Here is a 13,454-nt window from a genome sequence, read left to right as displayed (position 1 = left end):
GGGTCCTCGTGACATGTCGCGAAGAACCGATCACTGATCGGCAGCGGAGACGCGTCAGGCGTCGGCGGCGGAGACGCGTCAAGGCGTCGGCGGCGGGGGACGCGTCAGGCGTCGGGGCCGTTGCGCTCCAGTTCGGCGAGCCAGGCGGCGGCGGAGGCGTCGGAGGGGGCCCGCCAGTCGCCGCGGGGCGACAGGGCGCCGCCGGCGCTGACCTTCGGACCGTTCGGCATGGCGGAGCGCTTGAACTGCGAGAAGGCGAAGTAGCGCTGCAGGAACACCCGCAGCCACCGCGTGATGGTCTCGAGGTCGTAGGCGTGGCGGCGGTCGTCGGGGAAGCCCGCGGGCCAGCGGCCGGCCTCGGCGTCGCGCCAGGCGTGCCAGGCCAGGAACGCCACCTTCGACGGCGGCAGCCCGTACCGCAGGATGTGGAACAGGAAGAAGTCGTGCAGTTCGTAGGGGCCGATGCGGTCCTCGGTGCTCTGGATCGCGCCGGTCTCCTCGTCGGCCGGGACCAGTTCGGGGGAGATCTCGGTGTCGAGCACCGAGGTCAGCAGGACGCCGGTCTCCGCGTCGACCTGGCCGCTGCCGACCGTCCAGCGGATGAGGTACTGGATGAGCGTCTTGGGCACTCCGGCGTTGACGGCGTAGTGGCTCATCTGGTCGCCGACGCCGTACGTGCACCAGCCGAGCGCGAACTCGGACAGGTCGCCGGTGCCGATGACGAACCCGTTGTGCTGGTTGGCCAGCCGGAACAGGTAGTCGGTGCGCAGGCCCGCCTGCACGTTCTCGAAGGTGACGTCGTAGACCGGCTCGCCGTGACTGAACGGGTGGTCCATGTCGGCGAGCATCTGCCGCGCCGCCGGGCGGATGTCGAGCTCGCGGGCCTCGACGCCCAGGGCGCGCATGAGCGCCCAGGCGTTGGCCTTGGTGTCCTCGCCGGTCGCGAACCCGGGCATGGTGACGCCGAGGATGGTCGAGCGGGGCACGCCGAGCCGGTCGCACGCCTTGGCCGCGACGATGAGGGCGTGGGTGGAGTCCAACCCGCCCGACACCCCGATGACCATGCGAGACCCGGCCGAGGCGAAGCGGCGCGCGAGTGCAGCGACCTGGATGTTGAACGCCTCGTAGCAGTCCTGGTCCAGCCGCGCCTGCTCGTCGGGGACGAACGGGAAACGCCGCAGGGCACGCTGCAACCCGACGTCGCGGTGGTGCGGCCGGTGCTCGAAGCCGACGCGGCGGTAGCGGCGTTCGGGTTCGCCGGCGGCGACCGCAGCGTCACTGAACGTTGGTGTGTGCAACCGTTCCAGCCTGATGCGGGCCAGGTCGACGTCCGCCACCAGCAGCTGTGGCTGGTCGGCGAACCGTTCGGACTCCGCCAGCTGCGCGCCGAGTTCGTGGACGGTGCCCTGACCGTCCCACGACAGGTCGGTGGTGCTCTCGCCCGTGCCGGCCGCCGAGTACACGTAGGCCGCGACGGCCCGCGCCGACTGCGACGCCGACAACGCCTTCCGGTCGGCCGACTTGCCGACCGTGATGTTCGACGCCGACAGGTTCGCCAGCACGGTCGCGCCCGCCAGTGCGGCGTACGACGACGGCGGGATCGCCGCCCAGTAGTCCTCGCAGATCTCGACACCGAGCACGAAGTCGGGCAGGTCGGCGGCGGCGAACACCAGGTCGTTGCCGAACGGCACCGTCGCCCCCGCGAGGGTGACCTCGAGCCCGGCCGTCCCCGAACCCGAGGCGAACCAGCGCTTCTCGTAGTACTCGCGGTAGTTCGGGAGGAACGTCTTCGGGACCACGCCGAGGATCTCGCCGCGGCTGATCACGACCGCGGTGTTGTACAGGCGCCCGGAACGTCGGACGGGCGCCCCGACCAGCAGGACCGGCGCGAGGTCACGGCTCGCCTCCCGCACGGTGACGACGGCTTCCTCGACGGCGTCGAGCAGGGCGTCCTGCAGCAGCAGGTCGTCGATGGCGTACGACGACAGGCCGAGCTCGGGGAACACCACCAGGTCGACGCCCTCGGCGTCGGCCCGGCGGGCCAGCTCGACGGTCGCCTCGGCGTTGCGCGCCGGGTCCGCGGTCGCGACCAACGGCGTCGCCGCGGCCACCCGCAGCAGGTCCTGGTCGTGCAGACTCGCGAACTCGCGCTCGGTCACGGCCCGAGCCTATGGCCCCGGCGCGACGGGTCGGCACCGTGTCCGGGATCTGCACAGCGGGCGCCCGCGGCGCGGTGGCAGGCTCCGGGGCATGGAGGACCGCACACCCGACCCGGCCACGCTGGAACCCATCGAGCGCGCGTCGGTCGACGAACTGCGCGCGCTGCAGCTCGAGCGGCTGCAGTGGAGCCTGCGTCACGCCTACGAGAACGTCCCCCACTACCGGTCGGCGTTCGACGCCGCCGGGGTGCACCCGGGTGACGTGACCGACCTCGCCGACCTGGCCAAGCTGCCGTTCACCACCAAGGGCGACCTGCGGGAGAACTACCCGTTCGGCATGTTCGCGGTGCCGCGCGAGCAGGTGATTCGCATCCACGCCAGCTCGGGGACGACGGGACGGGCGACGGTCGTCGGGTACACGGCCGAGGACCTCGACACCTGGGCCACCGTCGTCGCCCGCAGCCTGCGCGCCGGCGGGGTACGCCGGGGCGACATGGTCCACAACGCGTACGGGTACGGCCTGTTCACCGGCGGCCTCGGCGCGCACGCCGGCGCCGAGAAGCTCGGGGCGACCGTGGTCCCCGTTTCCGGAGGCATGACCGAACGCCAGGTCACGCTGATCCGTGACTTCGCGCCCGACGCCATCTGCGTCACGCCCAGCTACATGCTGGCGATCGTCGACGAGATGGAGCGGCAGGGCATGGACCCGCGGACGAGCAGCCTGCAGGTCGGGGTGTTCGGCGCCGAGCCGTGGACCAACGACATGCGCCGCGAGATGGAGGAACGGCTCGACCTGCACGCCGTCGACATCTACGGCCTGTCCGAGGTCATGGGCCCGGGGGTGGCGATGGAGTGCGTCGAGACCAAGGACGGCCTCACGGTGTGGGAGGACCACTTCTACCCCGAGGTGATCGATCCCGTCACCGAGCAGGTGCTGCCCGACGGTGAGGAAGGTGAGTTGGTCTTCACCAGCCTGACCAAGCAGGCCATGCCGGTCATCCGGTACCGGACCCGCGACCTCACCCGCCTGCTGCCGGGCACCGCCCGGACCATGCGGCGGATGGAGAAGATCACCGGCCGCACCGACGACATGATCATCCTGCGCGGCGTCAACCTGTTCCCCACCCAGATCGAGGAACTGATCCTGCGCACCCCGGCGCTGTCGCCGCACTTCCAGTGCATCCTGCAACGGTCCGGAACGCTCGACGACATGACGGTGCTGGTCGAGCGCCGTGTCGACGCGACGGCCGACGACGCCCGTGTGGCCGGCCACCACCTGCGGACCTTGGTGAAGAACACCATCGGCGTGACCGTCGCGGTCGAGGTGGTCGATCCGGACCGGGTGGAACGCTCGGTGGGCAAGATGCGCCGGGTCGTCGACGAACGCCCACCGCGCTGACCGGGTACGCCTTCGACATGAGCGAACCCGAGAACCAGAGCGGCCTGCCCGCCGGCGCCCTGTCCGACGACGACCTGCGGCGCGACGTCGAACACCTGCACAGCACCCGCCACGAGACGATGCTGCACGGCAGCGAGGACGCCTTCGAGGCCCACACACGCCGCATGCTCGAACTCGAGCAGGAGTTCATCCGGCGCTTCCCCGCCGAGGCCGCCCCGGACGAGCGTCGCACCCGCGCCGGCAGCCGGCACGAGGCCGGCCAGGACGACTGAACGGTTCGGCGAGCTCGAGCTACCCGGCCGGCCCGAGCCGGGCTGCCTGCAACGCCAGGTGGTCGCGCTCGGCCACGCTGGTCGCCGCCGCGGCGGCCTCGGCGTAGAGCGCGGCCGCGGTGGCCGTCTCGCCCGCCTGCTCGTGCAGGTACGCGCGTGCAGCGGTGAGACGGTGGTGCGCTCCGAGCGCGGTGTCCAGACCGCGCAACGCGGCGAGGCCGGCGTGGGGGCCGTCGACCTGACCGACCGCGACGGCCCGGTTGAGCGCCACCACGGCGTCGCCCGGACGCATCGCGAGCAGGTCGTCGTACCAGGAGAGGATCTGCGGCCAGTCGGTCTCGGCCGCGGTGGCGGCGTCGTCGTGCAGGGCTGCGACGGCCGCCTGCATCTGGTACGGCCCGGGTCGGTCGGCCGCGAGCGCGGACTGCAGGATCGCGACGCCCTCGGCGATCTCGTCGGTGTGCCAGCGGGAACGGTCCTGCCGGTCCAGCGGCACCAGCCGGCCGTCCGACGTGCGGGCGTCGCGCCGGGCGTGGTGCAGCAGCAACAACGCGAGCAGCCCTGCGACCTCCGGATCGGGGGAGAGCGTCACGAGGGTCCGGGTCAACCGGATGGCCTCGACGGCGAGGTCGAGCCGCCCGTTGTGGCCCGCGTTGTAGACCAGGTACAGCACCGTCAGCACCCGGCCGAGGTCACCGGCGCGGTCGAGCCGTTCACCGGAGATCGTCTTCTTGGCCCGGCTGATCCGCTGCGCCATCGTGGCCTCCGGCACGAGGAACGCGTCGGCGATCTCCCGGGTCGTCAACCCGCCCACGGCCCGCAAGGTCAGGGCGACGGCCGAGGCCGAGGTGAGCGACGGGTGGCAGCAACGGAACAGCAGCAGCAGGGTGTCGTCGCCCTGTTCGGTCGGCCCGGGTTCCGGCTGGTCGAGGGCGTCGTCCTCACGTCGGTGGCGGGCGACGTCGGAGCGCCAGGCGTCGAGGTACCGGCGGTGGGCGACGGTGACCAGCCACCCGAGCGGGTCGGCGGGCACTCCGTCGTCCGGCCAGCGCTTCCACGCCTCGACCAGCGCCTCCTGCACGGCGTCCTCGGCCGCGGCGAAGTCGTCTCCGCGACGGACGAGGACGCCGAGCGCGCGGGGTGCCAGCCCGCGCAGGAGGTCGTCGTCCACCGGTCAGACTTGCTCGAACAACGCGTCGAAGTCTGCGGGAGCCTCGGACATGAACGGCCGCACCTCGATCCACTCGTAGATCGGCTGGCCGCCCCGCCCCGGCGCCGACGACGCGTACGCCGCGATCTCGTGCGCTCGGGCCTCGGAGTCGACGTCGACGATCCACCAGCCGGCGATGAGGTCCTTGGTCTCGGCGAACGGACCGTCGGTGACCGGCGGCTGGTCGGGGCCGCCGTAACGGACGAACGTGCCGGTGGGGGCGAGACCCTGCGCGTCGACGAACTCACCCGACGCCTGCAGCATCTCGTTGATGTCGCCCATGAAGGCGATGTGCGCCCCGTACTCCTCGGGCGTGGCGCCCTGGAGGCCGCCGTTCTCGACCACCGGGGTGGGGCCGCCGCGGTAGTGCTTCAGGAGCAGGTACTTGGCCATGGTGGTGACTCCTCGTGTGTCCGGGACGACCATCTTGGCCGTCCTCCGACCAGGGGACGGAGCCGCCCGGTCGTTCTCGACACGGTCGGGCGAACTTTCCCGATCCCGCTGCTCCTACCGTGGCCGGGTGGCGTCGTCTCCGCACCGCTGGGTGGTGGTCCCGGCCGTCGTCGCCCCCGTCGCGTTGGTCGGCGGCTGGACGTGGGGCGTCGCCCGCCAGCCCCCGGGCTACAGCGCCGTCTCGCAGACCATCAGCGCCCTCGCGGCCCGGGACGCCACCGACCGCTGGATCATGACCGCCGGGCTGGCGCTGCTCGGGCTCGCCCACGTCGGTACGGCCCTCGGGCTCGGCCCGGCCGTCCGCACGCCGGCACGGGCCGTGCTCGCGCTGGGCGGTCTCGCCACGCTGGCGGTGGCGCTGTTCCCGCAACCGGCGGGCGACGGCTCGTCCGCCGCCCACGTGACCTCGGCGACGGTCGGGTTCGTGGCGCTCACGGTGTGGGTGGCGCTCGCCGTGGACCGCAGCGCGGCGTGGCCGCTGCGCCCGCCCGCCACGACGGTGGCGACCGTCGTGCTCGCGGGGCTGCTGGTCACGTTCGGGCTGACGATCTCGGGCGATGTCGTGGGGGTGACCGAGCGGCTGCTCGCCGCCGCGCAGGCGCTGTGGCCGCTCGTCGCCGTCGCCGGACTGCTGGCTACTCGACGGCCTCGCCCGCCTGCTCGGCCCAGATCGGCTTGAGCTGCTCCTCGAGGCGCACGAACTCGGCGTTGGCGGCGTCGTACTCGGCCCGGGCGGCGTCGTAGGCCGGGTTGACGGCGTAGGCGGGTTCCTCGGGCACGGTGTCGACCGGCTGTCCCTGCGTCGACGCGAACTGGTCGAGGGTGGCGCGCGCGACCGACAGTCGTTCGCGGGCGGTGATGAACCTCTGCTGGAGATCGTCGGTGTCGGTCATGCCGTCATCCTTCCCCGTCCGGGGGCCGCCGCTCGTCGTAGCGTGGTCGTCGTGGCGGACTGGACGGGCGAGGGCGTCGAGACGGCGGCGTGGTACCGCGAGATGGCGGCGCGCGGGTACGGCGACAGCTCCCCGACCTACCGGCGGTTGGCCGAGGCCGTCGCCGACGACCCGGGCACGCTGGCACGCCTCTCCACCCTCGCGCCGCTACACCGTCAGCCCAACCTGCTGTTCGGGGCGGCGCGGCTGCTCGGCGGGCCAGTCGACGACCCACCTGCATTCCTGCGCTGGTGCGAGGCGAACTGGCCGGCGGTGCGCGACGTCGTCACGACCACCGCACCCAGACCAACGAGGCGCGCCGCTGCGCGACCCTGCTGCCCGCCCTCGCCGCGGCGCCCGGTCCGCTCGCGGTGATCGAGATCGGCGCCAGCGCCGGGTTGTGCCTGCAGCCCGACCGGTACGCGTACCGCTACCTCCGAGCGACCGGTGACCACACCGTCGGCACTTCGTCGCTCACGCTGACCTGCGAGGTGTCCGGGCCGGCGCCGCTGCCCGACACCCTCCCCGAGGTCGTCTGGCGCCACGGACTCGACCTGCACCCGCTCGACGTCACCTCGGACGACGACGTGCGGTGGCTGCAGAGCCTGGTCTGGCCCGAACACCACGAACGCTTCGAGATCCTCACCGCGGCGATCGGGATCGCGCGCGCCGATCCGCCGCCGGTCGCCGCCGGGGACCTGCTCGTCGACCTGGAGCCACTGGTGCACAGTGCACCGGTCGACACCACGGTCGTCGTGTACCACTCGGCCGTGCTCGCCTACCTCGGCGAGGACGACCGACGCCGGTTCGTCGACTCGGTCGGCCGTCTCGGCCGCGACGTCGTCTGGATCTCGAACGAGGCGCCGGGCGTGGTCGTCGACGGCCCCGACTCGCCGGGCCGGTTCCTGCTGGCGGTCGACGGTCGACCCGTCGCGCTGACCGGGCAGCACGGTCACACGTTGGAGTGGCTCTGAACGCCGCGCCATGGCCTAGGGTCCGTGACATGGACGGCGACGCCGCGCGGCGGACCTACCTGCTGATCGACGGCGAGAACCTCGACGCCACGCTCGGCGTCAACGTGCTGCAGCACCGCCCGTTGCCCGAGGAACGCCCGCGCTGGGAGAAGGTGCTCACCTTCACCCAGCAGCTGTGGGACCAGCCGGTCACCGCGCTGTTCTTCCTCAACGCGTCGTCGGGTCACCTGCCCATGTCGTTCGTGCAGGCGCTCACCGCGATCGGGTACCGCTCGGTCCCGCTGTCCGGCCCGGCGGACGTCAAGGTGGTGGACGTCGGCATCCAGCGCACCCTCGCCGCGATCGTGCCGCGTGATGCCGACGTCGTCCTGGGCAGCCACGACGTCGACTTCCTCGGCGAACTGCGCACCCTGCTCGAGACCGACGGCCGCCGCGTCGCCCTGCTCGGTTTCACCGAGTACATGAGCACGGCGTACTCCGAACTGCATCCGGCGGGGCTCGGCACCTACGACCTGGAGCACGACGCCAGGGCGTTCACGAAACCGCTGCCGCGCATCAGGATCCTCGACATCGAGGCGTTCGACCCGGCCGACTTCCTCTGACCCGGGCGGTTCCTGCCGTGGCCGGTGAGGTGCACGTCCCGCCCGTCGCTCCCGCGGAGCTCGCGGCGGTGGCGGCGGTGGCGCCGCTCGCCCTCGGGCTCACGATGCGGGCGGGACCGTTCGAGGTTCCCGTCGGTCTGATGGCCGGTGCGGGTCGGGTCGAACACGAGGAGTCCGAGGTCGGGGGCGCGACCCGCGAGTTCCTGCGCGAGGATCCCTGGTCCGGCATGGGATCGGTCCATCCCGGCGGGTGGATGCTCCTGGCGCGTGACGACGACACGATCGTCATCGGTCAGCGCCGGGATGAGGTGGGCCTCGGGCCGGTGGTGACACTGATCCGTTCCGGTGACCGCTTCGAGGCGACCGCGATGGGCGGCGTACGGCTGGTGACTCGCCGGCCCCACGAACGGGTCGAGCCGGTGCTCGACGCCACCGTCGACGGTGCGAGCGTGGTGGTGAGCTGGGATCGCGGCGCCGACTCCGGCCGCCACCCCCTGCGTCAGGTCGCCGACGTGCGCACCGCGGTCGCCGCCGACGCCGTCCACGTCCTGCTCGTGTCGGCGCCGGTGGGCCCGCCCCGCACCGGGTGGCAGGTCTCCACCGGCATGACCGCACGCGCCACCCTGCACCTCGACGACGACCTCGGGGGCCGGCCGCTGTACAGCGACCACACCGTCCCCGGTGCGCGACTGCCGCTGCGCTGACTGGCCGGGTCCACCAGCCACGTGCGGATGCGGACCACGTCACGCTGCGGCGAGGCTCGTCACGTCCGCCCTGACCGGGGTGGTGACGGACGAGGGGAACGGCTTGACATCCACGACCGACGAGTACGCCGACCTGCGCATCGACACGCCGGGAACACCGGGATACGAACGCGACCGGGCCGTGTACGCGCTCGCGGCGCTGCCCGCGCCCGCCGAGGCCGTGACCGTCGCCGACGTGGAGGCGACCGTGGCCGCGGTGCGGTACGCGCGTGACCGGGGTTGGCGGATCGCGGTCCTCGCCACCGGGCACGGTGCGGAGCGACTCCCGCGGATGACCGGGAGTCTGCTGATCCGCACGGCCTTCTCCGAGGCGGTCGTGGTCGACGTCGAGCGTCGGCGGGCCCGTGTCCCGGCCGGCCGGACCTGGGGTGAGGTCGTGGCGGCGGCGAGCCCGCACGGACTGGTCGCGCTGCACGGCTCCTCGCCGGGGGTCGGCGTCGTGGGGTTCCTGCTGTCCGGCGGTCTGAGCTTCCACAGCCGTCGTTTCGGAGTCGGGTCGAACAGCGTGCTGGCCGCGGAGATCGTCACCGCCGACGGTGTGGTGCGACGTGTCGACGAGGCGCACGACGGCGACCTGTTCTGGGCCGTGCGCGGTGGTGGGGCGGGGCTCGGCGTGGTCACCGCGCTCGAGATCGAGCTGTACCCGGTCGGTGACGTCCTGACGGGAGCCGCGTTCTTCAGCGCCGAGCACGCCGGTGAGCTGCTGCGGGCGTGGCGGGACTGGGCCGCGACCGCGCCGCGTTCCGTGGCGACGACCGTCCGACTGCTGCGCTTCCCTCCCCTTCCCGAGATCCCGCCGCCCCTCGTCGGCGGTCAGGTCGTGTGCGTCGACGGCGTCGCGCCCGCTGCCGACTCCGAGGCCACGCACGCGGTGGCCGAGTTGCGGGCCCGACTGGAGGCGGTCGCCCCGACCGTGCTGGACACCTGGCACGTGGGTCCACCGCTCGACGTCACCGCGACCCACATGGACCCGCCGGATCCCGTTCCGACCCTGAACGACCACGCCCTGCTCGCCGGACTCCCGGACGCCGCGGTCGAGTCCCTCGTCGCCGCCTGCGGCCCGGACTCCGGTTCCACGCTCGCCATGGCGGAACTCCGGCAACTCGGCGGTGCGCTCGCCGACCCGCGGCGTCCGGGCGGATACCTCGACCGCATCGTGGATCCCTGGCTGCTCAACGTCATCGACATCCTCCCGGCCGAGGAGCTGCGGGCGCCGGTCGCGGCCTCGCTCGCGGCTGTCACGGACGCCCTCGCGCCGTGGGTGACCGGGCGCATCGTCCCGACGTTCGTCGCGCGTCCGGACGAGCCACGTCCGGCCGTGTCGCCCACGGCGGACCGGCTGCTGCAGGGCATCCGGCAACGGGTCGACCCGGACGGTGTCTTCCTCGCGACGACCCTGCCTCTGCCGGACCAGCCGGCCGGGCACCCGGTGTCACTGCCGCCGGGTCTGCCCGACGTCTGGGACTGACCACCACCCACCACGGCGAGATCCGCCGTTCCGAGAGGAGACCCCGAGATGAGCGAGACCCACCACGGCCGTTGTGCCTGCGGCGCGGTGACCTACCGCTTCGACACGCAGCCCAGCTTCGTGGCGAACTGTCACTGCACCGACTGCAAACGCGCGTCCGGCGGCGAGATGGCCACCTTCGCCCTGGTGTCGGAGTCGGATCTCACCGTCTCCGGGGAGACACGGGGTTTCCCCTACCCGGCGAACACCGAGACCTGCGCCGGGAACGGTCTCACCCGCGTGTTCTGCGCCTCCTGCGGTTCACGCCTGTTCAGCAACGAGCTGGTCGACTTCCCCGGCGGGGTGTTCGTCCAGCAGGGCACGCTGGACCGTCTCGACGAGTGGACGGCACCGCAGGTCGAGATCTTCACCTGGAGCCGGCAGCCGTGGATGCCCGCCCTGGACCTGCCGCAGTACGACCACGGCGTCACGTCGGCCGCGGACGCCGTCACGCAGGGCTGAGCCATCATGACGAGGTGACGACACCTCGCAACCTGCTGCAGATCCTCGACGGCGTCCCGCCCTGGACACCTCACGTCGCGGCCGAGATCAACGACTACGACATCAAGGTCGCGAACGTGGCCGGGGAGTTCGCCGAGCACGTGCACGCCGACACCGACGAGGTGTTCCTCGTCCTCGCCGGGCGGCTGCACCTCGACCTCCCCGACGGCACGGTCACGCTCGGGCCGATGGACGTCCACACCGTGCCCCGGGGGACGACGCACCGGCCGCGGGCCGAGGCGGGGACGCAGATCCTGATGGTCGAACCGCGCGGCACCAGCCAGGACGGCACCGCCGAGGGGTCGACCGGAGTGCGTGCCTGAGCCCCACTGTCAACATGCCTTGATGCCTCGGTGGTGTCAAGCTACGTTGACGCTGTGACCGACACCGGGACGTGGCAACGCGAGGCGACCAGCGCCGACCCGGCGGTCGGCCTGCGGGCGGTGCGCTCCCTGCGCGCGCTCGCCGACCGGCTGGAGAGCCAGCACGTGCAGCACGCGCGCACGCTCGGCTGGTCGTGGAGGGACATCGCCGAGGCTCTGGGTGTCAGTCGGCAGGCGGCGCACCAGAAGCACGGCCGGACCGAGAGGACCAGGTGAGGGACGTGCTCGAGAGATTCACCCGTGACGCCCGTGCGGTCGTCATCGCGGCCCGCGCCGAGGCCGTCGGCCGTGGGCACCGCTGGATCGGTACCGAACACCTCGTGGTGGGCCTGCTCGAGGCGGGCGGCCCGGGGGTGGCCGCCCTGCGCGCCACCGGCGTGACGGTCGAACGGATCCGCGCCGGCATCGCCGACCACGTCCCCGGTACCGGTCTCGACGCGGAGGCGCTGGCGACCCTGGGCATCGACCTCGACGCCGTCCGCCGGGCGGCCGAGGACCAGTTCGGTGTCGGCGCGTTGGAAGCCGCCCCGGACGGTCGCGGTCGGATCCGCATGACCCGCCGGGCCAAGAAGGTCCTCGAGCTCGCCGTGCGGGAGTCGCGGCGGCGCCGGGAGTCCTCGATCACCTCGACCCACCTGCTGCTCGGTCTGCTGCGCGAGGGCGGGGGACTCGGCGTCCGCGTGCTCGCCGAGCAGGGTGTGGACGTCGCGGCGCTGCGGACCGCGCTGCAGGAACAGGGCCGCGACGGCCGAGCCGCCTGACGTCGGTCAGTCGAGCGCGGTACCGCCGTAGGAAGCCTCGAGCGCGACCGCGACCGCCCGGGCGTCGGCGTCGCGCTCGGCGGCCGGCGGGCGGGGGAGCAGGTCGTCCCAGGCGACGAGGAACGAGCCGCGCAGCTGCTCGAACCCCTCGGGACGCGCGAAGAAGAACGGGTGCAGGTGCGCCCCGCCGTCCCCGATCCGGTAGACGTGGCACCGCGCGATGTGCGGCAGCGCCTCGACGTGGCGGGCGATGTGCACGGTCAGGATCCCGAGTTCGGCCGCGAGATCGTCCGGCAGATCGGCGAGATCGTGGTGCGCACGGGGTTGCAGCATCATGGCCAGTGGCACACCGGCGGCGATCGTCCGCAGGCGCCAGTGGTCGTCGGCCCACACCGCCGGCACGTCGGGCCGGCAGGCGGGACAGTCCGCGCTCCCGGACTCGCCGACACGCGGCGCCTCGGGAAGCGTTGCTGGGCGCAACGGTTTGACGCGGATACCGTCGGGCTCGAACGGGAAGATGTCCCACTCGGCCATCGACAGGTCGGGGACGGGCAGCCGGCCGTCGGGACCGGCGGCGGCCGCCACGCGGGCGGAGAACTCCTCAGGACCGACCGGCACCACGCGCCTCCTCGACGGCCGCCGCGGTGGCGGGTGAATCGTTGCTCAGGGCATCGATCACGCCGTCGACGTCGGCGGCGGAACGGTTCTGCGAGAGCTTCCACTTCGCCTCGACCCGGCTGATGACGACCTCGACCCCGACGATGGCCCGCAGTTGTCCGTCGACGAAGCGGGTCGGGGCGTCGTCGACCGACCAGGACGGGTCGCGGCCGGCTTCGTGCTTGGTCGTCAGGTCACGCACGACGGTCGAGGTCCAGGCGGTGTCGTCGTGCACCACCAGCTCGCCGTACACGTGCGCCGTCACGTAGTTCCAGGTCGGCACCACCCGCCCGTGCTCGGCCTTGGTCGCGTACCAGGACGGTGAGACGTAGGCGTCGGGGCCGCGCACGATCACCAGGGCCTCGCCGACGGCGGGCACCCGCCAGTGCGCGTTGTTGCGGGCCACGTGACCACGCAGCACTCCGGGGGAGCCGTCGGGTGCGGCGTCGTGGACGAACGGCAGCAGGGTCGCCACCAGACCGTCCGCGGTGGCCGTCACGAGATCGGCCGCACCGTGGTGGTCGAGCAGGGCCACGACGGCCTCGGTCGAGGGTGGCGCGAAGTGGGCGGGCACGTACACCCGGCCATCCTCGCAGCATCCGCCGTCGCGCACGGGATCCCGGGACGACCGCTCCGGGATCCCGTGCGTCGGCGTCGGTCAGGAACCGGTGGACGGCGTGACCGACGACGGAGCGTCGGACGGCGCGCTCGACGGTGCGCCCGAGGGAGCCCCGCTCGGCGCACCCGACGGCGCCCCGCTGGGCGCACCCGAGGGAGCGCCGCTCGGCGCACCCGACGGCGCCCCGCTGGGCGGGGTGGCCGGGGTGTCGCCGCCCTGACCCTTGCCGCCCTTCCCCTCGCCACCCGGGGCCTTCCCGCC

Annotated in this window: 19 protein-coding genes; 13 read left to right on the top strand and 6 right to left on the bottom strand. The window is 72.9% G+C overall.

Annotation, left to right across the window (positions count from 1 at the left end):
• Positions 1-104: 104 nt before the first annotated feature.
• Complete coding sequence (locus ACXR2U_RS15715) at positions 105-2,159, bottom strand: NAD(+) synthase (RefSeq protein ID WP_458826006.1); 2,055 nt, start codon at positions 2,157-2,159, stop codon at positions 105-107.
• A 91-nt stretch (positions 2,160-2,250) separates the two neighbouring features.
• Here ACXR2U_RS15715 and paaK point away from each other — a divergent pair, with 91 nt between their 5' ends.
• Both paaK and ACXR2U_RS15705 read left to right on the top strand, forming a co-directional pair.
• On the top strand, positions 2,251-3,558 hold the full coding sequence (gene paaK / locus ACXR2U_RS15710) for a phenylacetate--CoA ligase PaaK (RefSeq protein WP_458826005.1): 1,308 nt from the start codon (positions 2,251-2,253) through the stop codon (positions 3,556-3,558).
• Positions 3,559-3,575: 17 nt separating this feature from the next.
• Complete coding sequence (locus ACXR2U_RS15705) at positions 3,576-3,830, top strand: DUF6158 family protein (RefSeq protein ID WP_458826004.1); 255 nt, start codon at positions 3,576-3,578, stop codon at positions 3,828-3,830.
• A gap of 19 nt (positions 3,831-3,849) precedes the next feature.
• Here ACXR2U_RS15705 and ACXR2U_RS15700 read toward each other — a convergent pair whose 3' ends face one another.
• Positions 3,850-5,001, bottom strand: a complete 1,152-nt coding sequence (locus tag ACXR2U_RS15700; protein ID WP_458826003.1) for an RNA polymerase sigma factor — start codon at positions 4,999-5,001, stop codon at positions 3,850-3,852.
• Between the two features lie 3 nt (positions 5,002-5,004).
• Positions 5,005-5,433, bottom strand: a complete 429-nt coding sequence (locus tag ACXR2U_RS15695; RefSeq protein WP_458826050.1) for a YciI family protein — start codon at positions 5,431-5,433, stop codon at positions 5,005-5,007.
• A 127-nt stretch (positions 5,434-5,560) separates the two neighbouring features.
• On the opposite strand from ACXR2U_RS15695, the gene ACXR2U_RS15690 reads away from it, so the two are divergent.
• Positions 5,561-6,172, top strand: coding sequence for a DUF998 domain-containing protein (locus ACXR2U_RS15690; protein ID WP_458826002.1), 612 nt, complete (start codon positions 5,561-5,563; stop codon positions 6,170-6,172).
• On the opposite strand, the gene ACXR2U_RS15685 is transcribed toward ACXR2U_RS15690, so the two are convergent.
• Positions 6,129-6,386 (bottom strand): hypothetical protein, encoded by a 258-nt coding sequence (locus tag ACXR2U_RS15685; RefSeq protein WP_458826001.1) that lies wholly within the window; start codon positions 6,384-6,386, stop codon positions 6,129-6,131. The two genes, ACXR2U_RS15690 and ACXR2U_RS15685, sit on opposite strands and share 44 nt — an antisense overlap.
• A 51-nt stretch (positions 6,387-6,437) precedes the next feature.
• On the opposite strand from ACXR2U_RS15685, the gene ACXR2U_RS15680 reads away from it, so the two are divergent.
• From ACXR2U_RS15680 to ACXR2U_RS15640, 9 genes are all read left to right on the top strand, one after another.
• Complete coding sequence (locus ACXR2U_RS15680; protein ID WP_458826000.1) at positions 6,438-6,800, top strand: DUF2332 family protein; 363 nt, start codon at positions 6,438-6,440, stop codon at positions 6,798-6,800.
• The gene (locus ACXR2U_RS15675; protein WP_458826048.1) at positions 6,689-7,399 is read left to right on the top strand and encodes a DUF2332 family protein; all 711 of its coding nucleotides are present in this window, start codon (positions 6,689-6,691) and stop codon (positions 7,397-7,399) included. The genes ACXR2U_RS15680 and ACXR2U_RS15675 overlap by 112 nt, the downstream gene beginning before the upstream one ends.
• A gap of 29 nt (positions 7,400-7,428) precedes the next feature.
• Complete coding sequence (locus tag ACXR2U_RS15670; RefSeq protein WP_458825999.1) at positions 7,429-8,001, top strand: NYN domain-containing protein; 573 nt, start codon at positions 7,429-7,431, stop codon at positions 7,999-8,001.
• 17 nt (positions 8,002-8,018) lie between these two features.
• Positions 8,019-8,705 carry a hypothetical protein gene (locus tag ACXR2U_RS15665; RefSeq protein WP_458825998.1) on the top strand — a complete coding sequence of 229 codons (687 nt, stop codon included), beginning with the start codon at positions 8,019-8,021 and terminating at the stop codon, positions 8,703-8,705.
• 103 nt (positions 8,706-8,808) lie between these two features.
• Positions 8,809-10,233: an FAD-binding oxidoreductase gene (locus ACXR2U_RS15660; RefSeq protein WP_458825997.1), complete on the top strand. Its 1,425-nt coding sequence runs from the start codon at positions 8,809-8,811 to the stop codon at positions 10,231-10,233.
• A 48-nt stretch (positions 10,234-10,281) separates the two neighbouring features.
• Positions 10,282-10,734 carry a GFA family protein gene (locus ACXR2U_RS15655; RefSeq protein ID WP_458825996.1) on the top strand — a complete coding sequence of 151 codons (453 nt, stop codon included), beginning with the start codon at positions 10,282-10,284 and terminating at the stop codon, positions 10,732-10,734.
• 14 nt (positions 10,735-10,748) lie between these two features.
• The gene (locus ACXR2U_RS15650; protein ID WP_458825995.1) at positions 10,749-11,096 is read left to right on the top strand and encodes a cupin domain-containing protein; all 348 of its coding nucleotides are present in this window, start codon (positions 10,749-10,751) and stop codon (positions 11,094-11,096) included.
• Between the two features lie 54 nt (positions 11,097-11,150).
• Positions 11,151-11,372: an RNA polymerase subunit sigma-70 gene (locus ACXR2U_RS15645; protein ID WP_458825994.1), complete on the top strand. Its 222-nt coding sequence runs from the start codon at positions 11,151-11,153 to the stop codon at positions 11,370-11,372.
• 5 nt (positions 11,373-11,377) lie between these two features.
• On the top strand, positions 11,378-11,917 hold the full coding sequence (locus ACXR2U_RS15640) for a Clp protease N-terminal domain-containing protein (protein WP_458825993.1): 540 nt from the start codon (positions 11,378-11,380) through the stop codon (positions 11,915-11,917).
• 6 nt (positions 11,918-11,923) lie between these two features.
• Here the strand turns inward: ACXR2U_RS15640 and ACXR2U_RS15635 are convergent, their stop codons facing one another.
• Both ACXR2U_RS15635 and ACXR2U_RS15630 read right to left on the bottom strand, forming a co-directional pair.
• On the bottom strand, positions 11,924-12,535 hold the full coding sequence (locus ACXR2U_RS15635) for a hypothetical protein (protein ID WP_458825992.1): 612 nt from the start codon (positions 12,533-12,535) through the stop codon (positions 11,924-11,926).
• Complete coding sequence (locus tag ACXR2U_RS15630) at positions 12,519-13,154, bottom strand: FMN-binding negative transcriptional regulator (protein WP_458825991.1); 636 nt, start codon at positions 13,152-13,154, stop codon at positions 12,519-12,521. The genes ACXR2U_RS15635 and ACXR2U_RS15630 overlap by 17 nt, the downstream gene beginning before the upstream one ends.
• 97 nt (positions 13,155-13,251) lie before the next feature.
• On the opposite strand from ACXR2U_RS15630, the gene ACXR2U_RS15625 reads away from it, so the two are divergent.
• A complete protein-coding gene (locus ACXR2U_RS15625) occupies positions 13,252-13,413 on the top strand; it encodes a hypothetical protein (protein WP_458825990.1) in 162 nt (53 codons plus the stop codon).
• The last annotated feature ends 41 nt before the right edge of the window (positions 13,414-13,454 follow it).

Source organism: Jatrophihabitans sp. YIM 134969 (genome assembly GCF_054456675.1).
This window is presented reverse-complemented; position numbering and strand designations above follow the sequence as displayed.